Here is a 21,844-nt window from a genome sequence, read left to right on the forward strand (position 1 = left end):
CAGGGATGTTTCTTCTTTAGGTTGCATTAATTTTCCCCTGCTCCCTCGATCCACATATTGTGATTGAGACCCGTTTAAGGTGAAAATGTGCCAGTTGTGTGACGTCGTTCATAAACCCCTTCGCTCCGATGGTTCATATGAACACGTAGTAAAGTATCGAGTTTCGAGGAGTTCCAAATGGGTATCCGGTCCCGCAATATCCCGCTGTTTTTTGTTGCTACGACGTTTTTGTTTTCGCCCGCGGGCGAAGCTTTCGCAGCAGGTACATGTACCGTTCAAACAGCCAGACAATCCGCAGCATCCGCACAGGTATTATGTGAGTGCGACGCTGTAACATCGGGCATGATCCGATACATTCAGCGCCGGCACGATTTCGATCAAATTCTGGCGCGTGTCGGAGCTGAATGCACACCACTTGCAGACTTGCTTTCTGATTTTCCAACGGCATCGATCGGCGCAAGTGATCAGCGGTCCGGAGATGGGCCGTCTGATGAGACTGTCGACAGCAGCCCGGCTTTCGGTGGCGGCGGCGGTTCAGGCGGTGGAGCTGGCACCACTGGCGCTGGAGACGGTGGTGGTGGCACTGGCGGTGAAGGTGGCGGCACTGGCGGTGAAAACGAAGGTGGCGGCGAAAACGAAGGTGGCGGCGAAAACGAAGGCGGCGGCGAAAACGAAGGCGGCGGCGAAAACGAAGGTGGCGGCGAAAACGAAGGTGGCGGCGAAAACGAAGGCGGCGGCGAAAACGAAGGCGGCGGCGAAACGTTCTAATTGGGAAGCAATACTACCGGTGCAAGATACGATTGCACCGGTATTCAGTTTCTCAAAAAGATCTCCAGGTTTCGTCAGCTATGGCCGTACACACCAACCCAACGTCCGGGCCGATTCGGGTCTTGCATGCGAAGAAACAGGTACCGCGTTGCCGTCCAGGGTTTGATACGGTTTGTGAGGTTGTCCAAAACCAAATCACCCTTGGAAGAGCGATACACCAGCACCGCATGAGGCACCCGACGCGTGTCCAGAACCGTAGCGATCAACAGTTTACTTGGATCGACGCCGGCATGGATCAAATCCCTTTTCTTCAACAGCGCGAAGTCTTCGCAATCGCCACCCCTGGCTGTCGGAAGCGCCCAACGCTCGGTCATCTTGTACTGGGATTGATCGGTGACTTCTCGCGTCGATCTGTTCACGCGCCGATTTACCTGTTCGACAACCTTCAGTTCTTGCTGGCTGGACAGGGATACGGAGCGTTTTTTGGCACAGGCCCATTTGTACTCAGCGCACAGATTGGCCGCCCCTGACGGTGGCGGAGAGGCCGCGACACTTGGGATAAATCCGTTACCGGACGCATGTGCGACGGGGGCCACGGCTAGGGTGCAGACGCCCAAAAAACAGATGCTGAAGGCCCGTACTGAAACCGGCAGAAGTCTTGCACCAAACCGCTTGGCCAGATTTGTGAAGTGTTTCATGCCTGTACCCCAATCCGATGTTCTTCGCACGATTGCACGTCAAACAGGGTCGCATTCCGATTCGTGAAACTATCCGCGAACAACCCCGCCCAGGCAATCACCTAAAAAGTTGAAGGGGAAAAAGGGCGGAAATTCGTCCGTCAATCTGACCTTTTTGCGCAAGAATTTGGGTGGCGCGGCCACAATTCGGGTGCCGATCGCGCAAATACGCGACAGCGTGGCCTGATAAGAGATTGAAATAATGAAAAAATAAACTCAGCCCCCTGTTGACGGGCTGAGTTCCCTTGGCCGAGTGGTGGTATAAGCCAATGATTGCCTATTGGCTGCCCCTTTACCGGGCAAACCGCGCTACACGTCGTGAACGCAGTCGTTCACTCCGTGATTTCAACCACAACCAATTCACGTTCGCTGGCGTCGCGCGCATGACTCAATGCTTCTTGATAGTCATCCGAGTTGTAGCATTCGACGGCTGCTTCTAGCGACGGGAAACGGGCAACAACGTTGCGTGGCCGTTCCTTGCCTTCCAACTGAACGTAACGCGCCGCACGGGCGATGAAAGTGCCCCCGTGCTTGGCAATGGCTGGCCCGGCCAATTCGGCATATTTTCCATACGCCTCGGCATCGGTCACCGTCACGTGTGCAATCCAAAGTGCAGCCATCTTACCCTCCCAAAACCTGTTCTGCAGCCTTGATCGCCGAATCCGCATTCGACGCATCCCGTCCACCGCCCTGGGCCATGTCCGGGCGGCCGCCGCCGCCCTTGCCGCCCAATTCCACTACTGCGGCCTTGACCAGATCGACCGCCGAAACGGTTCCTGTCAGGTCTTCGGTGACGCCAGCCGCAACCGCGGCCTTGCCGCCGGTATCCGCGATGAGCAAAACCGCCCCCGACCCAAGACGCGCCTTGTGTTCGTCGATCAATGCCGGAAGATCCTTGCCGGACACCCCGCTGAGGGCCTGCGCTATGAACTTCACACCGTTCACATCACGCGCTTCGGCACCGCCGCCCTGCCCGCTCCCGCCGGCCATCGCCAGATCTCGACGCAGTTGAGCCACTTCGTTCTGCAATGACTTGCGTTCCTCCAGCAGGCTTTTCACGCGGGCCACCACATCATCCGGCTGCGCCTTCAGTTCCGAAGCCACCTGCGCAAGACGATGATCCTGTGCCGAAAGGTAACGGAACGCTTCATCCCCGGTCAGTGCTTCGATGCGGCGCACTCCGGCACTGCTTGCGCCGTCACCCAGGATGACAAAGGTGCCGATATCACCCGTCTGACGCACATGAGTACCGCCACACAGTTCGATCGACCAGGTTTCGCCATCATGGCCCTTGCCCGTAGGTGCCTTGCCCATCGAAACAACACGCACCTCGTCACCGTATTTCTCGCCGAACAGTGCCTGCGCGCCCAGTTTGCGCGCGTCATCCGGTGTCATGACCCGTGTCTCGACAGCCGAGTTCTGGCGGATGAAATCGTTCACCTCACGCTCGATCTTCCGGATTTCCTCCAGGCTCAGCGCTTTGGAATGGCTGAAGTCGAACCGCAGACGATCCGCCGCATTCAGCGAGCCGCGTTGCGCCACATGGTCGCCCAGCGTTTCCCGCAGTGCTTCATGCAGCAAGTGCGTGGCCGAGTGGTTGGCCCGGATTGCGGTCCGGCGCGCATGATCGACTTCCAGCTCGACAGCATCGCCTTTTGAAACGGCACCGCTGACGACCGTCACCTTATGCGCATAGACCTTCCCATCAGCGAATTTTCTGGTGTCTTCCACTCGGCTGAGGTGATCGCGATCTTCAAGGCGCCGCATCTCGCCAGTATCGCCCACCTGGCCACCAGCCTCGCCATAGAACGGCGTCTGGTTCACCACGACCCAGCCGCTGTGGCCCGCTTCGATCTTGTCAACCAAAGCACCGTCAACAACCAGTGCCACAACCTGAGCTTCGGCTTTCTCGGTGTCATAGCCAAGGAAGTCGGTCGCCCCGGCGCTGTCCAGAACATCGAACCATACCGCCTGATCCGCGGCTTCACCTGACCCGGCCCAGGCAGCTCGCGCCTTGGCCTTTTGTTCGGCCATCGCCGTTTCAAAGCCTTCGGTGTCAACTGTCCGGCCTTTTTCGCGCAGCGCATCCTGTGTCAGGTCCAGTGGGAAACCGTAGGTGTCATACAGTTTGAATGCCGCCTCACCAGACAAAGGCGCCCCCTCGGAAAGGCCGGACACCTCATCGTCCAGCAGCCTCAACCCCCGGTCCAGCGTCTGCTTGAAACGCGTTTCTTCAAGCAACAAGGTCTCTTCGATCAATGGCTGTGCCTGGGTCAACTCGGCATAGTGACCGCCCATCTGTTGAACGAGGGACGGGACAAGACGGTGCATGACCGGATCCTTGGCGCCCAACAGATGCGCATGACGCATGGCACGACGCATGATGCGGCGAAGAACATAGCCGCGGCCATCATTGCTGGGCATCACGCCATCAGCAATCAGGAACGAAGTCGAACGCAGGTGGTCCGCGATCACGCGGTGGTGCACGTTCTGATCCCCGTAAGGATCCACGCCAGTTGCATCGGCTGATGCCTCGATCAGTGCCTTGAACAGATCGGTATCATAATTGTCATGGCTGCCCTGCAACAATGCACCGATCCGCTCGAGACCCATGCCCGTATCGATCGACTGCATGTCGAGCTCGACCATCGAGCCGTCTTCGAACTGCTCGTTTTGCATGAAGACCACGTTCCAGATCTCAATGAACCGATCGCCGTCTTCCTCGGCAGAGCCCGGAGGACCGCCCCAGATGTGGTCTCCGTGGTCATAAAAGATCTCGGTACACGGGCCGCAGGGGCCGGTCGGGCCCATCTGCCAGAAATTGTCGCTGGTGGCGATGCGGATGATCCGGTCTTCGGGAACACCGACCTTTTTCCAGATTTCAAACGCCTCGTCATCAGTATGATAGACCGTTGTCAGCAGGCGGTTCTTGTCGATCCCAAATTCCCTGGTGATCAGCTCCCACGCGAATGGGATAGCTTCGTGTTTGAAGTAATCACCAAACGAGAAGTTCCCCAACATCTCGAAGAATGTATGGTGGCGCGCTGTGTAACCCACATTGTCGAGATCGTTGTGCTTGCCGCCGGCACGCACACATTTCTGCGCCGTGGTGGCGCGCTTGTAGTCACGTGTTTCCAATCCTGTGAACAGGTTCTTGAACTGCACCATGCCCGAATTGACGAACATCAGCGTCGGGTCGTTGCGCGGCACCAGCGGGCTGGACGCCACGACCTCATGCCCCTGTTTTTCAAAGTAATTCAGAAAGGTCGATCGGATGTCGTTCAGGGTTGGCATAGGGCTCTCTCGGCGCACAAAAAACTTGGTCCCCGCAGGTTTATCCCCCTGTCAAACGAGTGTCCACAGCAGAGGCGTGTCCGAACGAAACAAGGCGACCCGGGGGACCGCCTTGTTCATAGTATTTTCAACACAACACCTCGGACCGGAAACGTATCGCACCCCGTCAGCGACCGTCAGGCTTCAAGGATGTCATCATCCTCGGCTGCGCCCGGAGGCATGTCGAACTCCAGCCCGTGAGCCGCCCGAATCTTGTCTTCGATCTCAAAGGCAATGCGGCTGTTGTCGCGCAGATACTGTTTGGCATTCTCACGCCCCTGCCCGATCCGTTCGTCGCCGTAGCTGAACCATGACCCTGACTTTTCGACCACACCGGCTTTGACACCCAGATCCAGCAGTTCGCCCATCTTGCTGATGCCTTCACCATACATGATGTCGAATTCCACCTGCTTGAAGGGGGGTGCAACCTTGTTCTTGACGACCTTGACGCGCGTCTGGTTGCCGACAACTTCGTCCCGGTCCTTGATCGCACCGATGCGGCGGATATCCAGACGGACCGAGCTGTAGAATTTCAGTGCATTCCCGCCGGTGGTGGTTTCGGGACTGCCGAACATCACGCCGATTTTCATCCTGATCTGGTTGATGAAGATCACCATACAGTTCGAACGGCTGATTGAACCCGTCAGTTTCCGCATCGCCTGGCTCATCAGACGGGCCTGAACGCCAACATTGCTGTCACCCATATCGCCTTCCAGTTCGGATTTCGGCGTCAGCGCCGCAACCGAATCGACCACGACCATGTTGACCGCGCCCGAGCGCACCAGCGTATCGGTGATCTCCAGCGCCTGCTCTCCGGTATCGGGCTGCGAGATCAGAAGTTCATCCAGATCAACACCCAGCTTTCGCGCATATTGCGGGTCCAGAGCGTGCTCGGCGTCGACAAAGGCGCAGACGCCGCCGCGTTTCTGCTGTTCTGCAATGCAATGCAGCGTCAGCGTCGTCTTCCCCGAGCTTTCGGGGCCATAAATCTCAACAATCCGCCCCATCGGCAGACCACCAATTCCCAACGCAATATCCAGCCCGAGCGAGCCTGTCGAACTTGCGTCGATGTCCTGTTTGGCGCCTTCGCCCAGCTTCATGATAGAGCCTTTGCCGAACTGCCGTTCGATCTGGGCCAGCGCGCTGTCGAGCGCCTTTTGCTTATCTGCGTTTTTCTTGTCGCTCATTGTCAGAAGATCCGCCATTGTCCTGTCGCCTTCCCTTTTGTCACACCCTTGATCGGGCGGCAATCGCTGCTTTGTTCGCCTCTTGTTCCTTATGGGACCAAAAGAAGAACATTTCAATAAAAACTTACGGGATTTAGTCTTCAGCAATTGTATTAAGAAGTCCTTTACGACAATCTGCGCGCATAGCCGGATGACAATTGGAGCAATTAAATGCTTGTTTTCTATGAGGAACGCCTTGCCTTCCTTGCCGTTCCGAAAACCGGCAGCACGGCTTATCACACGGCGTTGCGGGGTCGCGCTGATATCGTCGTCACTCATCCTCCCGAGCTCAAACATGCTCCGGTGCGCAGGTATGATCGGTTCTTCCAGAACATTTTTCGGAAAATGTACGATACCGAGATGGAGATCCTGGCAGTTGTTCGCGAACCCGTTGACTGGCTGGGCAGCTGGTATCGATTTCGCAGCCGCGCCGACCTGATCGGTCACGTCCATTCGACCCGAGACATGAGTTTCGACACGTTTGTGCAGGCCTATATGACAAACCCCCGTCCGGATTTTGCCGATGTTGGTAGCCAAAGCCAGTTTTTCCGCACCCGCAGCAATGGTCGCGGCGCCACGCATATTTTCAAATACGAAAACCAGGACAAAATTCTCGACTTCCTGCAAGCGCGACTGAATATGCAGATCGACCTGCCACGAGAGAATGTATCACCACCGGGTGATCTGACGCTGACGCCCGAAACACGGCAGAAATTTCGCAAAAGACACGTAGAGGAATTCGCGCTCCACGATGCAGCCTTGTAGGGTGCTCAGTTCAGCTGTTGGAAAACCGCCTCGGTCAACTGGGTGAGGGAAAACGGCTTGGGCAGGAAGGTCGAATTGGCGATCTCGGGTTCTGAATCGCCAAAGGCACCTTCCGTGTAACCGGATACGAAGACCACGCGGGCATCCGGGCGTGATTCCCGAGCTTTACGCACCCAGGTCGGACCATCCATGCCGGGCATGACCACATCCGTTACGAATACGTCGACGTTCAAAGATGGATCCTCCAGAAGCCGCAGAGCTTCCTCGGCCGAATCCGCCTCCAGCACGGTATAGCCCTTGAGACGCAGGGCCCGGGTTGCGAAGGCGCGGACCGGCGCTTCGTCTTCAACCAAAAGCACGACGCCCTCTCCTTGCCGGGCGCTTTGGGTTTCGGGCTGGGCCGGAATGTCGTGTTCAGCCTCTGCCACCGTGGCGCAAACCGGTAGAAAAACGGTGAACTCGGTGCCTCGACCCACCGTGCTGTCGACAAAGATGAAACCGCCCGTCTGCTTGACGATGCCATACGCTGTTGAAAGCCCAAGCCCTGTGCCCTCACCCGTACGCTTTGTCGTATAGAACGGCTCGAAAACCTTTTGCAGTTTGTCGGCGGGTATTCCCACACCGCTGTCCATGACCCTGACCGTAACGTATTCGCCGGGCTGGACGGTCGCCCTGTCCCTGCTGAGCGGTTGCGACAGGTTCAATACCTCGGTCTCGATACGGATCTCGCCCCCGTCTGGCATGGCATCGCGCGCGTTTACGACAAGGTTCATCAACACCTGTTCCAACTGCCGTTTGTCCGCCCGAACCGGCTTTAACACCGGATCATGGCTGAGGGTCAGCAGAACTTTCTCGCCCACCAACCGGTTCAACAAGTGAATGAGATCCGAGATCGTGTCGCGCAAATCCAGAACTTCGGGCCTGAGAGTCTGTTTGCGCGAGAATGCCAGAAGCTGGCTGACCAGCGCAGCGGCCCGGTTGGCGTTCTGATTGATCTGAACCAGATCCCCATAATCCGGGTCATTCTGATCGTGACGCAACAACAGCAGGTCGCAATGCCCGGAAATGGCCGTCAGCAGGTTGTTGAAATCATGTGCGACCCCGCCGGCCAATTGACCCACAGCTTGCATTTTCTGCCCTTGGACGAATTGAGCCTCCAGAGTCTTCAACTCGGTCGCATCATTCAGAACCGCGATCAGACAGATCTTGCCATCGACAACGACACGGCTCAGCGTGACCTGTACGAAGACTTCCTTGTCTTTTCGGGTCAACTGAAGAAACTCGGATCGTTGCGCATCTTCTTGCGCGGCCGTCCGCGCCAGCCAATCCAGAATGGGGTGCCCCATACCCCGCATGATGTCGGCTATGTTCGTGCCTTCCAGGCTTTCATTTCCAAGCAACTTATTCGCCAGCCTGTTGGCATTCAGAATGGCCCCCGCCGGAGACAGGCTGAGAACCGGAACCGGAAGATCTGCAAAAGACGTGCTGGCCCCGGGCGCCGGAGTTTCAATGAGCGGCACCAAACCAAGGCTTCGTTCCTTGCTGGATCGGGAAAGCTCCGTCACAGCGACCGGTATCATTCCGTCCTGTGACTTGATAATGTTTGAGGCTCCGACCCGGGGGGCAGCATCACCGAAGACGTCGCGAATCCGACCGGGACGCAGCCCAAGCAACTTTTTTGCCGCCGGATTCGGGCACACCACATCATCCGCGCATCCGATGGTCAGGACCGGCAGGTTGAGAGACTGCCAGCTTTCCTGTTCTGACTGTTGAAACCGCCAGCAAAAAATGTCGGGAGCCAATTGAAACACGGTTACACTGCTTGTGTTTCCCCTGATCACGCAGTCTTCGCGGGCCCGACCGAATGATCGGGCCTGAGATTGCAACCTCAACAAAATCACCTGAGGCGTCGAGAACGTCGAACCGAGGCAGTTTTCAAGGCTGGCTCCTTTCGCCGCGCCGAATTGTTCCCGCGCTGGTGCGTTGGATGCCAGAATGTCGCCATAGGCATTTGCGATCAGGAAAGGTGACTCGTCCTGTTCTGCAAACGCGGCCATGACGGCAGTGGTTTGTTGCGCATGTCTGACGTCGACCTGGCCTTTGATCACGACGCATAGTGCCACAATCAAAAGCGAAGTTCCCGCGACCATCATGCCCATGGTCCAATCCGGTGGCAACAACCCGACCATGGGGGCAATGCTGATCAGTAATGCCACCGCCACCAACGACCATAGACGAGATGCCGAGGGCGTGTGGACAAGAGATGGGTCGCTGAAAAATTCTACTGTGTCAGACATAAAACGGCTCGGGCGCAAAGTTATCGGCTATAACGGCCAAAATTGGTTAATTCCCGCTTAACGGCGTTCGGAAATCAGCAATCTACCCAAGGTTGTTATTTGCCAAAAGCTCAGCGCGTCAAGTGCGACGTAAAGAACCCGTCAGATTCGTGTGTAACGTGCCACGTTTTCCGGAAGGTTTCCCGCCACTGGGAAAAGTGATCCAGAAAATCGTCTATGATCGCGCCGTTTTCATCGTTCAGAACCGAACAGGTTGCGTAAGCCAACAGGCCGCCCGGATGCACCAAAGGCGCAATGTCGGATAAAATACGGGCCTGAATGGTGGTGAGGTCCCGCAAGCGATCCTCGGTCAAGGCCCATTTCCCGGCCGGCGCCCTTCGCCAAGATCCGCTGCCAGAGCACGGCGCATCAACCAAAACAACATCAAACGGATCGACACCTGAAAGGTCATCGGTGTTGAGGATGGTTATCTTTGCGCCTGCTCGTTCTGCCCGCGTCGGAATATCTTTCATGCGGCCGGAATTCACATCATGGGCGTACACTTCGACGCCCTCGTGCGCTGCAAGCGCCAGCGCCTTGCCGCCACCACCCGCGCAATAATCCAGAACGCGCATTCCCGGCCGCAGATCCAGCGCGGCCACAACCGCCTGGCTTGCAGCGTCCTGAAGTTCGACCAGGCCCCGGGCATAGGCCTGGCTTTGGGCAATGCGCCGGGCCCCCTCTGTCACTTCAAGGGCGGTTTGGCATACCTGAACCGGATGGGCGAGAATACCCTCGGACTTCAAGGCGTCGATGGCCTCGCCCAGATCGGTTTTTCCCAAGTTGACCCGCAGATGAACGGGTGCCCGGTTCTGCAAAGACATCGCGCAAGGAACCATGGCATCCTTCAGAGAGTCAACGAACCGAGGCCACAGCCACTCCGGAATGTCATATCTCTCGGCCTCGGACGCGAAATCCCGCGCCGTTTCCGTTTCCTGAACCGGCATCGGAGCGTGACGGTTGCCGGTGAACAACTCGGCCAGATCCCCGCCTGACGCACGGGTCGCACCGATCATCAAACCGCGCCCGGTGTCGGACCCCCCCAACGCAGCGTACGAGCGCTTGCGTCGCAGCGCGTCGAATACGTGATCGCGAATGGCTGCCCGATCCTTCGATCCGGCGAAGCGACTGCGCCGAGCCCAGCCGGTGAGTGCTTTTTCGACCGGCGCGCCAGCCAGAATATCATCCAGAATTTCGATCGAGGCCTGAACACGGGCGGCGGGTGTCATTGTGGAATACCTCGGCGGAAATGGGCCCGGCTGGTCGATCCAAGTGGCAAATAGGCACCCGTATGCGGGTGCCATGTGTCTTGCTGGATGGCTTACATGACCCGGTAGTTCGGGCTTTCGCGGGTGATCTGAACATCGTGGACGTGGCTTTCTTTCAGACCAGCGCCCGTAATTTTCACGAAATTGCAGTTCTTGCGCATCTCTTCGATAGTGGCGCAGCCGGTATACCCCATCGCCGCACGCAAGCCGCCTACCAGCTGGTGGATCACGGCACTGGCCGAGCCTTTGTAGGGCACCTGCCCTTCGATGCCTTCGGGCACCAGTTTGTCATTGGCTGCATCTTTCTGGAAATAGCGGTCGGCTGAACCGCGCGCCATTGCACCCAGGCTGCCCATCCCGCGATAGGATTTGAACGAACGGCCCTGATACAGGATCACCTCGCCCGGGCTTTCGTCGGTGCCCGCAATCATCGACCCGACCATGGCGCAGGACGCCCCGGCCGCGATCGCCTTTGCAAAGTCACCCGAGAACTTGATGCCACCATCCGCGATGACCGGAACGTCGCCCGCTGCCGCCGCACAATCGCTGATCGCGGTCAACTGCGGGACGCCAACCCCCGCCACCATCCGTGTGGTACAGATCGATCCCGGGCCGATGCCCACCTTGATCGCGTCGGCACCAGCATCGATCAGGGCTTTGGTCGCTTCTCCTGTTGCAACGTTCCCGGCAATGATCTGAACCTCGTTCGACAGGGTCTTGACCCGCTTTACAGCGTCCAGCACGCCCTGAGAATGACCATGCGCCGTATCGACGACGATGATGTCGACACCCGAATCCACCAATTGCTCGGATCGTTCGAACCCGGCATCCCCGACTGACGTCGCCGCAGCGACCCGCAGGCGACCCAGGCGGTCCTTGCAGGCGGTTGGGTTCAAAACGGCCTGCTCTGTATCCTTAAGCGTCAGTAGACCGGTCAGCTTGCCGCCACCATCCACGACCAGCAGCTTTTCGATACGGCGCGCCCGCATCAGGCTTTTGGCTTCTTCCAGATCGGCCGGTTCCTGTAGCATCGCCAGGTTTTCCGAAGTCATCATCGCGTGTACCGGCGTATCGTCCGAGTTCGCAAAGCGCATGTCGCGGTTGGTCAGAATACCCACCACGCGGCCCTGCTCGTCGACGACCGGAAAACCGGTGAAGTTGTAGCGCTGTACCAGCGCGTTGGCGTCCGCCAATGTCTGATCCACCCGCAATGTCACCGGGTTATAGACAATACCGGATTCAAACCGCTTGACCCGGCGGACTTCGCGGGCCTGTTCTTCCACCGACAGGTTCTTGTGTACCACACCGATGCCGCCCGCCTGAGCCATGGCAATGGCCATGCGCGCCTCGGTCACGGTGTCCATGGCCGAACTCAGCAATGGGATGTTCATGGTGATTTCGCGCGTCACACGCGTGGTCGTATCCGCGGTTGCCGGCAGCACGGAAGATGCGCCCGGAACCAGGAGAACGTCGTCAAAGGTAAGTGCCTCACGAATCTGCATCTGAATACCCCATGCAAAAGCCCGTTTGGCGGTGACCCTATTACATGGATTGAACCAAAGGAAAAGCCCTTGGGGGCAACTCTTTGGCTCTGGTTGTCGTTGCAGTGGAAGAAAACGACGCTCGTTGTGCAGATCGTGCCGCAGATGGTCTTTCCCTTTTCGCGCAAACCCATATCTTGCCCGGCATACGCGCGAATATGAAAAGGTATGTCACTGATGACCACCGACCCTCTTGTCGTCTTTACCCCTTCCGGCAAACGCGGGCACTTCCCCGTCGGCACCCCAATTCTGACGGCAGCCCGTCAATTGGGGGTGGATCTGGATTCGGTCTGCGGGGGCCGCGGCATCTGTTCAAAGTGCCAGATCACACCCAGCTATGGCGAATTTCCCAAGCACGGCGTCACGGTGTCAGAAGATGCGTTGAGCGAATGGAACGCCGTCGAACAGCGTTATGAGGACAAACGTGGTCTGAAACCGGGCCGCCGTCTGGGCTGTCAGGCCTCGGTTCAGGGCGACGTGGTGATCGACGTACCGCCGGAAAGCCAGGTGCACCGGCAGGTCGTGCGCAAGGCGGCAGCCGCGCGTGCCATCACGATGGATCCGGCCACGCGCCTTTACTTCGTTGTGGTGGAAGAACCCGACATGCATTCGCCCACCGGCGATCTGGAACGGCTCGAGCGCGCGTTGCGCGAACAGTGGGACATCGAAGCCGTCACGGCGGACCTGACGCTGATGTCCAAACTTCAACCGGTTCTGCGCAAGGGTAAATGGGAAGTCACCGTGGCGGTCCACAAAGGTCACAAGGACAGCGTGGCGCGTATCGTCGAAATCTGGCCCGGCCTGCATGAAGGCGGGCTGTATGGTCTGGCCATCGACCTCGGATCGACCACCATCGCCGCGCATCTGACCGATCTGGAAACCGGCGAGGTCAAGGCATCCTCCGGCCTCATGAATCCCCAGATCCGGTTCGGCGAAGACCTGATGAGCCGCGTTTCGTATTCCATGATGAACCCCGGCGGCGATCAGGAGATGACCAAGGCAGTGCGCGAGGCAATCAATGACCTGGCCACGTCGATTGCCGAAGAGGCAGGCATCGATGCCTCTCTGATCGTTGAAACTGTGTTCGTCTGCAACCCGGTCATGCATCACTTGCTGCTGGGGCTGGACCCGGTGGAACTGGGTCAGGCCCCGTTTGCGTTGGCAACGTCGGAAAGCATGCCCCTGCCCGCCCGCGACATGGATCTGACAACCATGAACCCACGCGCGCAGGTCTATATCCTGCCCTGTATCGCAGGCCATGTGGGCGCGGACTGCGCGGCGGTGGCCCTGTCTGAAGAACCCGGAAAGTCGCAGGATCTGGTTCTGATCGTCGACGTGGGCACCAACGCCGAAATCCTGCTTGGCAATACCAGCCGCGTGCTCGCCTGCTCCTCGCCCACCGGGCCTGCCTTTGAAGGTGCTCAGATCAGTTCCGGCCAGCGCGCCGCACCCGGGGCGATCGAGAGAATTGAGATCGACCCTGTCACCAAGGAACCCCGGTTCCGCGTCATCGGGTCCGATAAATGGTCCGACGAAGACGGCTTTGATCAGGAGATCGCCACGACCGGGATCACAGGCATCTGCGGATCCGGTATCATCGAAGCAGTGGCCGAGATGCGTATCGCAGGCCTGCTGGACGAAGGCGGCCTGATCGGATCGGCGGAACAGACCGGCACTGCCCGCTGCGTGCCCGAAGGTCGCACACACGCCTATCTGATCCACGATGCCAGCGCCGAAGGCGGCCCCCGCATCACGGTCACGCAGGGTGACATCCGTGCCATCCAGCTTGCGAAATCCGCATTGTACGCAGGTGCACGCCTGCTGATGGACGAAATGAAGGTCGAAAAGGTGGATCGCGTGGTTCTGGCCGGTGCGTTCGGCGCGCATATCTCGACCAAACACGCCATGGTACTGGGAATGATTCCCGATGCGCCGCTGGAAAAAGTCTCGAGCGCGGGCAACGCCGCAGGCACCGGCGCACGTATCGCGCTGTGTAACATCGGATCGCGCGCCGAGATCGAGCGCGTCGTGCGCGAGATCACCAAGATCGAAACCGCCATTGAGCCGAAGTTTCAGGATCATTTCGTGGCCGCCAATGCGATCCCGCACAAGACGGATCCGTTTCCGGAACTGGCCCAGGTTGTCACACTGCCCAACCCAAGCTTCAACACCGGCGGCGAAACCGAAGCAGGCGGCGGGCGGCGTCGCAGGCGCCGCGGTTAAACCGACAGTTCAATGCCCCGTGGGAAACCTCGGGTCATTGCCGTCACCCACATCAGGCGTTGCGTCGGACCTCGTCCAGCGACGTGACGCCCAGCTGGGCCATGGCGATGCTGATTTCTTCGCTGAGTACCGACCATAGCTGCGCCAGACCCTTTTCGCCTTCGGCCGCAATTGCAAACTGAAGGATACGGCCGAAAAAGGCAAAGTCCGCCCCGTTCGCAAGTGCCTTGAGGACGTCTTCACCAGAACGCAGCCCGCTGTCGTAGAAAAGCGGAAAATCCGGACCGACGGCCTTGCGTATCTCGGGCAGAACCGTGATTGGCGCGGGCGCACTTTCCAACTGGCGCGCACCATGGCTTGAGACCTGAATGGCGTCCACGCCCGCTGACTTGAGCCTTTGCGCGTCGTCTGCATCCAATACGCCTTTGACCACCAGTTTTCCGGTCCACTGGTCGCGCAGACGGGCCAATGTCTCCCACGTGGCCTTGGCGCGGCTTTCGGTGCGGTCGAAGTCGTAGCCATCCATCCGGAAATTCGCCATTTCCGGCTTGCCTTTCAGCAGGACCGGCAAGGACCACCGGGGGTGCAGGGCAAAATCCATCACCTGCTTTGGCCCCATTTTGAAAGGCATCTTGAACCCATGACGCAACTCGCGCGGGCGTCGGCCAACCTCGGGCACATCCACGGTCAGCACCAGTGTCTCGTACCCCGCTGCCTTGGCGCGATCGACCAGCTTGAACGTGCCGCTGCCATCGCCGCTGAAATACAGCTGGAACCAGGCATGGCCTTCCGCTTCGACGATCAGATCCTCCATCGCGGTCGAGGCCACAGTCGAAACCCCAAGCGGCACCTCGTGGCGTGCCGCGATGCGGGCCAGCATCAAGTCGGCCCCCGGTGCAGACAAATTGCACATACCCATCGGCGCGATACCAAACGGGCGTTTCGCGGGCCGGTCGAACAGCGAACTTGCCAGAGATCTTTCACTGACGTCGCGCAGGATACGCGGGCGCAAAGTCATTGCATCCAAAGCGGACCGATTGCGACCGGCACCCATCTCGGCCCCGGCTGCACCATCAATATAGTCGAACACCATCCACGGAAGACGCCGCCGCGCCAGGCGGCGGGCGTCCTCGGCGCTGTGGATGGCGCTTGCGCCCATCAGGCCTGAACGGCCTTCATGAAGCGGTCGCGGATGACCACCGGATCCATCGTGATCGGCGGCATCTTGGCATTGCCGCTTTCGCATTTGCTGACTATGATGGTCATCTGTTTGGCATCCAGCGCCTCTTGCAGTACGCGCCCGGTGTCTTCGGCGGCACATTCGATCACGCGCTCACACCCGGCGGCCTCGGCCATTTTCGCAAGCGAGGTTTTCTGCCCCGCATAGGTCGGCTGATCGCCGGTCGAGCCGTACGAGCCATTGTCCACGATCAGCAGGATGTAATTGTCCGCCACGTTGTTGGCGATCGTTGGCAGGGTGCCAAGATTGGTCAGGATCGAGCCGTCGCCGTCGATGACGATCACCGGCTTCGGCTGTGACAGCGCCAACCCCAGACCGATCGAGGACGCAAGCCCCATGGTGCCAAGCATGTAGAAGTTGGTTGGCTGGTCGTCGATGGCATGCAGTTCCTGGCTGGGGATGCCGATGTTGCAGACAACCAGTTGATCACGCAGGATCGGGGCGATTTCCTTCAGGATTTCAGAACGGATCATTGGTCGCCATAGCCTCCCCAGAAATTGGCGTCGGTCAGGATGGCGACCGGCTTGTTGCACATGAAGGTATATTTCAGGATCGCGTCGAGCTCTTCGACATCGGCCTGATGGTGGAAGTGGTAGGTGGGGATGTTCAGCTGAGCCAGCAGCGCCTTGGTGTGAACCGCCATTTCAACCTGGCAGGCAATCGGTTCGCGCAGTTCCCCCCGGTACGATATTAGCATCGGCAGCGGCATCCGGTAATACTGGATCAGCGTCGCCAGCGTATTGATCGTCACGCCAATGGCTGTGTTCTGCATGATGATCGCGGGCCGCTTGCCGCCCATCCACGCGCCTGCACACAGGCCCATCCCTTCGTCTTCCTTGTTGGACGGGATGTGATAGATGCCTTCGCGCTCGTCGATTTCCGCGATGACACCTGCCAATTGCTTGCACGGGACAGTGGTGACAAACGAGATATCGTTGGCCAGCAGATCGTCGGTGATCTTTTTGTCTATGTTCATGATCCAGCTTTTGGTCCTGTTTGGGGCGCTAGACGCGCGATTGAGGAATTCAGGCCCTTCGGTGCACGTGTACGGCACAGGGGGCATGGCGGACGACGCGCGAAGCGGTCGATCCAAGGAAGTAGTCGCTCAGGTCCGGCTTGTGCGAGCCGATCACGATACAGTCGACATTCTTGCTGCTGGCATAGTCGATGATTGACCGCGCGGTATGGCCTTTGACGATTTCGGCCCTCACCCCTTCAAGCCCTTCGACTTTTTGCAACAGTTGCAAACGGGCCCGTTCGAACCCTTCGGCGACAACCGATTTGTCCAGATAGGCGCTGACCGATCCCTGAGGCATCTCGTAGACATGCAGCGCAATTATTTCTGCGCCCTCTCCTGACAAGGCCCGTGCGATTTCCAGCGTGTGTTGCGATATGCCGTGATCCAAAGCTAACGGGACCAGTATTTTCGTGTACATGAAGGTCTCCAGTTCTGTCAGTTCTATCCCCAGGGTCTCAGGATAATCTTCGGTGCGGCCACGGCGCCAGACCGGATATCGCAAAACGCTTGCGCTCCGTCGGCCAGAGCGCGTTCTTCTATCCAGTCCAGAGCCCCCAGCCGCCCGTCAAAGATCGCCTGAGCCGTCTGGCGAAAGTCTTTGGCGGTGTATGTGTAAGTCCCTATGAATGTGATTTCCTGCAAGGTCATCCGGCGAATATCCAGACCACCGGTATCCTCACCCAAACCCACATGCGCGATCACGCCGCCCGGTTCGGCCTTGGCCGAGGCAACCGACCGCGTCGCAGCGTACCCCACGGCATCTATGACCAACGGGTAAGTCCCTTTGGCTGACTCCACCAGCGCAAAGCTTTCGATTTTCGCCAGGTAGTTGCGACGCAGCTGGTTTGGTTCCGCGATGGTCACATCGTCAACGCCCATTGCCCGCAAGGCCAATGCCGCCGCAAGGCCGATGGCCCCGCCGCCGATCACCAGTGCGCGACGGTCCATTGCAGGATGCAGAGCCTCGATCCCCAACCGGACCGTATGCCAGCTGACGGCAAGCGGTTCCGCCAGCGCGGCTTTGGCAAACGAAACATCCTCAGGTACTTCAACAAGGTTGCTGGCAGGCATTGTAACGTATTGAGCAAACGCCCCTTCGCGCGGAGGCATCGAGATGATCTGGCGATCCGGGCACAGGTTTTCCCGGCCGGCAAGGCAGGCTGCGCATTGCCCGCAGCTTACCAGCGGATTGATCGTGACACGATCACCGGCACGTATCCCGTCAACAATCACACCGGCCGCCTCGTGCCCCAGGATCAGCGGAGCCGGACGGCGGGCATCATGGCCCAGATAGGCGTGCATGTCCGAGCCGCAGATGCCGACCGCTTCGATCCGGATCAAATGCTCGGACGGACCGGCCTCGGCATCCGGCACATCACCGAACACCATCTGTTCCACTCCTTGGTAAACCAGTGCCTTCATTTGGCTGTGAACCCTCCATCAACCATAAGAACCTGCCCCGTGACATAGCCGGACGCGTTCGAGCACAAAAACAGGATCGGCCCGTCGATATCCTGCATCCGCCCATTGCGCCCTATGCAGGTTTGAGCGGCGTTGCGTTCCGCGCGCTGGGGGTCGTCAAACACGGCCTGGGTCAGCTCGGTCGGAAAGAACCCCGGACCGATTGCGTTGGCGGTAATGCCAAAGGGCGACCAGGCTTCGGCCATGGCACGGGTCAATTGCGCGATCCCGGCCTTGGTGGCCCCATAGGCAATGCCGCCCGGAAAGGCCCGCGTCGTTTGCAGCGAGGCGAAATTGACGATGCGCCCCCACCCCTTTTTCTTCATTTCGGGCACCATCGCCTGGCTGAGGAAAAACGGCGCGCTGAGGTTCAGGGCAAGCGTGGCATCCCAGCCATCAGGTGTCACCTCGTCGGCGGGCTCACGCGTGTTGACCCCGGCCGCATGCACCAGAATATCCGGTGCGCCGAACTTGGAATTGATCACCTGCACCAGCCCGCCGATTCCGGCTCGATCCGCGACATCAGCAACAACGGCTTCTGCGTGTTCGCCGATTTCAGCCTGCATCTGCGCCAAAGCGTCGCCGCGCCGCGCCACGCCGACAACACGCGCGCCGGCCGCGGCAAGTGTCCGCGCCACCTGCCGCCCCAGCCCCGAACTGGCGCCGGTGATACAGGCCACCCGGCCCGTCAGGTCAAACAATGTGCGCGGGTCATCCATCAGCGGTCAGATCGAACTGTTCATCCGGGAAATACTTGGCCAGACGCACATCCGCTGCGCGAGCGTGACCTTCCATACCTTCCAGTCGGGAAATCCGTGCGGTAGCTTCTGCGATCGATTTCGATCCTTCACGTGTAGCCCGCTGCCAGGTGACGATCTTCATGTATTTGTGAACACTTAAACCGCCGGTGTAACTGGCCGCACCCGAAGTCGGCAGAACATGGTTCGTTCCGGTTGCCTTGTCCCCGTAGGACACGGTGGTTTCCTCACCCAGGAACAGCGAACCATAGCAGGTCAAGCGATCCAGCCACCAATCCAGATCCTCGGCCTGAACCGTAAGGTGCTCGGGCGCATATTCATCGGAACAGGCGGCCATCTCTTCGCGGTCGGAACAGACAATGACTTCGGCATAGTCGCGCCACGCGGCCGAGGCGTTTTCCCGGTTCAGCTCTGGCAGATCATCGATCAAAACCGGAACCAGCTCCATGACTTTCTGCGCAAGGTCGCGATCATCCGTCACCAGCCAGACGGGCGAATTGTACCCGTGCTCGGCCTGACTGACCAGATCGGTTGCCACCACGTGGGCGTCCGCGGAACTGTCGGCAAGGATCAGGCTGTCGGTCGGACCCGCAATCATGTCGATACCAACCTTGCCGTACAGGATGCGTTTGGCCTCGGCCACGAACTGGTTTCCCGGCCCCACAAGGATATTGGCGCGCGGCAAACCGAACAAACCATAGGTCATGGCGGCCACGCCCTGCACACCGCCCATGGCCAGAATGCTGTCGGCTCCGCAAATATGCGCGGCATAGACAATCGCTGGCGCCACGCCCTCGCCCGGACGGGGCGGAGAACAGGCCGTGATATGGCGGCACCCGGCGACCTTGGCCGTTGTCACTGTCATGATCGCGCTGGCGATATGGCTGTAGCGCCCACCGGGAACATAGCATCCTGCTGCATCCACCGGGATCGCCTTTTGCCCCGCAACAAAACCGGGAACGATCTCCATCTGTACGTCCGACACGGTGGCCTTCTGCGTCTCGGCAAAGCGACGGACGTTGTCGTGGGCAAAGCGTATATCGGCCTTCAGTTTTTCCGGCACCTGCACGATGGCCGCATCAATCTCGTCCTGCGTCATCAGGACATTTCCTTCGTACTTGTCGAACTTGAGGGCATATTCCAGTGCTTTGTCGTCGCCACCCGCCTCGATGTCGGCAAGGATGGTCTTGACCGTATCATGCACCTCAGAGGCATGCGATTGAGCGGTTAGAGTCGCCTTTTTCAAATATTCACGAGGCATGTTCAGCAGGTCCTATTGGTAGATTTCAGGAAGCAGGGTGGTCGACACAGCAGGCACGTAGGCGATCAGGATCACCACGATAAGCATGGTCAGTACGAAAGGAACGGCCCGGGCGGCAATCTTCAGAATGGACTCACCGGTAATGCCAGATACGACGAACAGGTTAAGTCCCAGCGGCGGCGTGATAAAGCCCACACCCAACGCGGTGATCATCATGATGCAGAACTGAATCTCGTTCATGCCGATATTGTCGGCCAGCGGTTTCAGGATTGGTGCCAGGATCACGATGTTCGGCGTTGTCTCCATCACGCAGCCTGCTGCGATCAGGATGCCGATCATCAGCAAGATCAACAGATAGGGATCATCGGTCAGCGACGTGACCGAGGCCACGAACCCCTGCGGAACACCCATGATCGCAAGTGCTTCGGCCAAAGGTGCCGAGAAGGCGATGATCGGCAGGATGACTCCGTTCACCTTGGCCGAACTGACAAGCATCGATGGAAAGTCTGCCAGCGTCAGGGTGCGCAGGATGAAACCCATGATTATGGTGACGACAACGGCCGTTGCGCCGGCTTCAGTCGGGGTCAGGCGACCTGAGAAGATGCCGTAGAAGATGATCCCCGGCACAATGAACGCGTACCAGCCCGATTTCAGCGCCTTGCCCAGATTGGCCAGCCATTCCCCCATGGTCATCATGCCGCCGCCCTCATAGGCATAAAGGCGGTTCATGATGATGTTGGTGATCAGGATCGACACCAGGATGGCCAGACCCGGGATCAAGGCTGCAAGGAACAGGGTCGAGGCGGAAATACCCAGCACGAGGCCGATGATGATATAGGCGATCGAAGGCGGGATCAGGATGCCGGTACAGGCACCAGCCGCAACCAGAGCACAGGCATAGGGGCGCGGATATCCGCTTTCCACCAGCCGGTTGATGGTCATGCGACCCACCGCAGCCGCCCCGGCAGCATCCGACCCTGAAATCGCGGCAAACATGCCGCAGACCAGAACCGTGGCCGACCCGAACCCGCCTTTGGCAAAGCATGTCAGCGCCTCGGCCACGTCCAGGAATTTGCGCGACAGACCGGTCCGCACCAGAACGTCTCCGGTCAGAATGAACAACGGAACAGCGGTCAGGGCAAATGCGTCGATACCTGTGAACAGGCTTTCTCCGACCAGGCTGAGGGGCAGATCACCGGACATGATCAGCATCACGATCGCCGCTGTGCCAATGGCGGCCCAAACGGGTACGGCCAAGGCGATCAAGCCCACGAACAGGATCACCGGCAGGTAAAAGTCCCAGCCCAGTTCAACGGTTTGATTGAGGGAATTCCAAAGCATTCGTGTTCTCCTCAGTCAAACAGCTTGTCGCCTTCGAAGACGGGGGTGCCGTCCCAAAGCGATTTCACGTCACGCAGGAAAGATTGGATCAGCCGCCATATCATCAGGGCGAATCCGGCGGGCACCGCCATAAGGAACCAGACTTTCGAGACCCGAAGCCCATCCGTGACCGAGCCGAACTTGGCCGAGACGTGAACCGCCTCATACGACCAGTAGAGCGCGATGATCGCCACGCCGAACATCACGAGATCGCCGAAAATATACAGCACCGCCTTGGGGCGTGGTCCGATGTAATGCATGATCACATCGATCCGGATATGCGCCCGCTCTTTCACCGCAGCCGCGGCACCGATCCAGGCCAGATAGATGAAGGAATACCGAACGATTTCCTCGCCCCAGATCGACGAATAAGCAAAAATCTCGCGCCGCAGCACTTCGATGGCCATGGTAATCACCAGCATCACGTAGAACACCAGCAGCAACCAGCGCTCTGCGTTTCGGTCTATATTTTGAAGAATGGTCATCTGATCCTCCGGCGCAGGGACAGCCTAACCCGCGCCTGACGTGG

General features: G+C 58.8%; 19 protein-coding genes. 3 read left to right on the forward strand and 16 right to left on the reverse strand.

All coding sequences use genetic code 11. The features are described from left to right. Window positions 1–342: 342 nt before the first annotated feature. Window positions 343–768: a hypothetical protein gene (locus tag ACR3E6_RS13730; RefSeq protein WP_171632380.1), complete on the forward strand. Its 426-nt coding sequence runs from the start codon at window positions 343–345 to the stop codon at window positions 766–768. Window positions 769–842: 74 nt separating this feature from the next. Here the strand turns inward: ACR3E6_RS13730 and ACR3E6_RS13735 are convergent, their stop codons facing one another. The 4 genes from ACR3E6_RS13735 to recA form a co-directional block, all read right to left on the reverse strand. Next, complete coding sequence (locus ACR3E6_RS13735; RefSeq protein WP_171723250.1) at window positions 843–1,466, reverse strand: transglutaminase-like cysteine peptidase; 624 nt, start codon at window positions 1,464–1,466, stop codon at window positions 843–845. A 371-nt stretch (window positions 1,467–1,837) separates the two neighbouring features. Next, window positions 1,838–2,125, reverse strand: a complete 288-nt coding sequence (locus ACR3E6_RS13740; protein WP_152458023.1) for a DUF1330 domain-containing protein — start codon at window positions 2,123–2,125, stop codon at window positions 1,838–1,840. 1 nt (window position 2,126) lies between these two features. Continuing rightward, on the reverse strand, window positions 2,127–4,799 hold the full coding sequence (alaS, locus tag ACR3E6_RS13745; RefSeq protein WP_480487602.1) for an alanine--tRNA ligase: 2,673 nt from the start codon (window positions 4,797–4,799) through the stop codon (window positions 2,127–2,129). Window positions 4,800–4,975: 176 nt separating this feature from the next. Next, window positions 4,976–6,043 carry a recombinase RecA gene (recA, locus tag ACR3E6_RS13750; RefSeq protein ID WP_171632372.1) on the reverse strand — a complete coding sequence of 356 codons (1,068 nt, stop codon included), beginning with the start codon at window positions 6,041–6,043 and terminating at the stop codon, window positions 4,976–4,978. A 192-nt stretch (window positions 6,044–6,235) separates the two neighbouring features. Here recA and ACR3E6_RS13755 point away from each other — a divergent pair, with 192 nt between their 5' ends. Next, complete coding sequence (locus ACR3E6_RS13755) at window positions 6,236–6,829, forward strand: gamma-glutamyl kinase (protein ID WP_480487604.1); 594 nt, start codon at window positions 6,236–6,238, stop codon at window positions 6,827–6,829. 5 nt (window positions 6,830–6,834) lie between these two features. On the opposite strand, the gene ACR3E6_RS13760 is transcribed toward ACR3E6_RS13755, so the two are convergent. The 3 genes from ACR3E6_RS13760 to guaB form a co-directional block, all read right to left on the reverse strand. Then, the gene (locus ACR3E6_RS13760; RefSeq protein ID WP_480487605.1) at window positions 6,835–9,126 is read right to left on the reverse strand and encodes an ATP-binding protein; all 2,292 of its coding nucleotides are present in this window, start codon (window positions 9,124–9,126) and stop codon (window positions 6,835–6,837) included. A gap of 110 nt (window positions 9,127–9,236) precedes the next feature. Continuing rightward, complete coding sequence (locus tag ACR3E6_RS13765) at window positions 9,237–10,394, reverse strand: RsmB/NOP family class I SAM-dependent RNA methyltransferase (RefSeq protein WP_480487607.1); 1,158 nt, start codon at window positions 10,392–10,394, stop codon at window positions 9,237–9,239. A 92-nt stretch (window positions 10,395–10,486) separates the two neighbouring features. Beyond that, window positions 10,487–11,935 carry an IMP dehydrogenase gene (guaB, locus tag ACR3E6_RS13770; protein ID WP_171632362.1) on the reverse strand — a complete coding sequence of 483 codons (1,449 nt, stop codon included), beginning with the start codon at window positions 11,933–11,935 and terminating at the stop codon, window positions 10,487–10,489. Between the two features lie 216 nt (window positions 11,936–12,151). On the opposite strand from guaB, the gene ACR3E6_RS13775 reads away from it, so the two are divergent. After that, on the forward strand, window positions 12,152–14,197 hold the full coding sequence (locus ACR3E6_RS13775; protein ID WP_480488148.1) for an ASKHA domain-containing protein: 2,046 nt from the start codon (window positions 12,152–12,154) through the stop codon (window positions 14,195–14,197). A gap of 52 nt (window positions 14,198–14,249) precedes the next feature. Here the strand turns inward: ACR3E6_RS13775 and ACR3E6_RS13780 are convergent, their stop codons facing one another. The 9 genes from ACR3E6_RS13780 to ACR3E6_RS13820 are packed head-to-tail and all read right to left on the reverse strand — an operon-like array spanning window position 14,250 to window position 21,800. Beyond that, window positions 14,250–15,356, reverse strand: a complete 1,107-nt coding sequence (locus ACR3E6_RS13780; protein ID WP_171723245.1) for an alpha-hydroxy acid oxidase — start codon at window positions 15,354–15,356, stop codon at window positions 14,250–14,252. Further along, window positions 15,356–15,910 carry a sulfopyruvate decarboxylase subunit beta gene (comE, locus tag ACR3E6_RS13785; RefSeq protein WP_171228302.1) on the reverse strand — a complete coding sequence of 185 codons (555 nt, stop codon included), beginning with the start codon at window positions 15,908–15,910 and terminating at the stop codon, window positions 15,356–15,358. The genes ACR3E6_RS13780 and comE overlap by 1 nt, the downstream gene beginning before the upstream one ends. Then, a complete protein-coding gene (gene comD, locus ACR3E6_RS13790; protein ID WP_171632355.1) occupies window positions 15,907–16,413 on the reverse strand; it encodes a sulfopyruvate decarboxylase subunit alpha in 507 nt (168 codons plus the stop codon). Before comD ends, comE begins: the two co-directional genes overlap by 4 nt. 49 nt (window positions 16,414–16,462) lie before the next feature. After that, entirely contained in the window at window positions 16,463–16,873 is a 411-nt protein-coding gene (locus ACR3E6_RS13795) for a universal stress protein (RefSeq protein WP_171632352.1), read from the reverse strand. A gap of 23 nt (window positions 16,874–16,896) precedes the next feature. Next, window positions 16,897–17,877 carry a zinc-dependent alcohol dehydrogenase gene (locus ACR3E6_RS13800; protein WP_480487610.1) on the reverse strand — a complete coding sequence of 327 codons (981 nt, stop codon included), beginning with the start codon at window positions 17,875–17,877 and terminating at the stop codon, window positions 16,897–16,899. Next, the gene (locus tag ACR3E6_RS13805; protein ID WP_171723241.1) at window positions 17,874–18,635 is read right to left on the reverse strand and encodes an SDR family NAD(P)-dependent oxidoreductase; all 762 of its coding nucleotides are present in this window, start codon (window positions 18,633–18,635) and stop codon (window positions 17,874–17,876) included. Before ACR3E6_RS13805 ends, ACR3E6_RS13800 begins: the two co-directional genes overlap by 4 nt. Next, complete coding sequence (gene hisD, locus ACR3E6_RS13810) at window positions 18,628–19,935, reverse strand: histidinol dehydrogenase (RefSeq protein WP_171632344.1); 1,308 nt, start codon at window positions 19,933–19,935, stop codon at window positions 18,628–18,630. Before hisD ends, ACR3E6_RS13805 begins: the two co-directional genes overlap by 8 nt. A 12-nt stretch (window positions 19,936–19,947) precedes the next feature. Beyond that, a complete protein-coding gene (locus ACR3E6_RS13815; protein ID WP_152458037.1) occupies window positions 19,948–21,276 on the reverse strand; it encodes a TRAP transporter large permease in 1,329 nt (442 codons plus the stop codon). A gap of 11 nt (window positions 21,277–21,287) precedes the next feature. Then, complete coding sequence (locus tag ACR3E6_RS13820) at window positions 21,288–21,800, reverse strand: TRAP transporter small permease (protein ID WP_480487613.1); 513 nt, start codon at window positions 21,798–21,800, stop codon at window positions 21,288–21,290. Window positions 21,801–21,844 lie beyond the last annotated feature (44 nt).

This window comes from Ruegeria sp. AL3 (assembly GCF_056536065.1).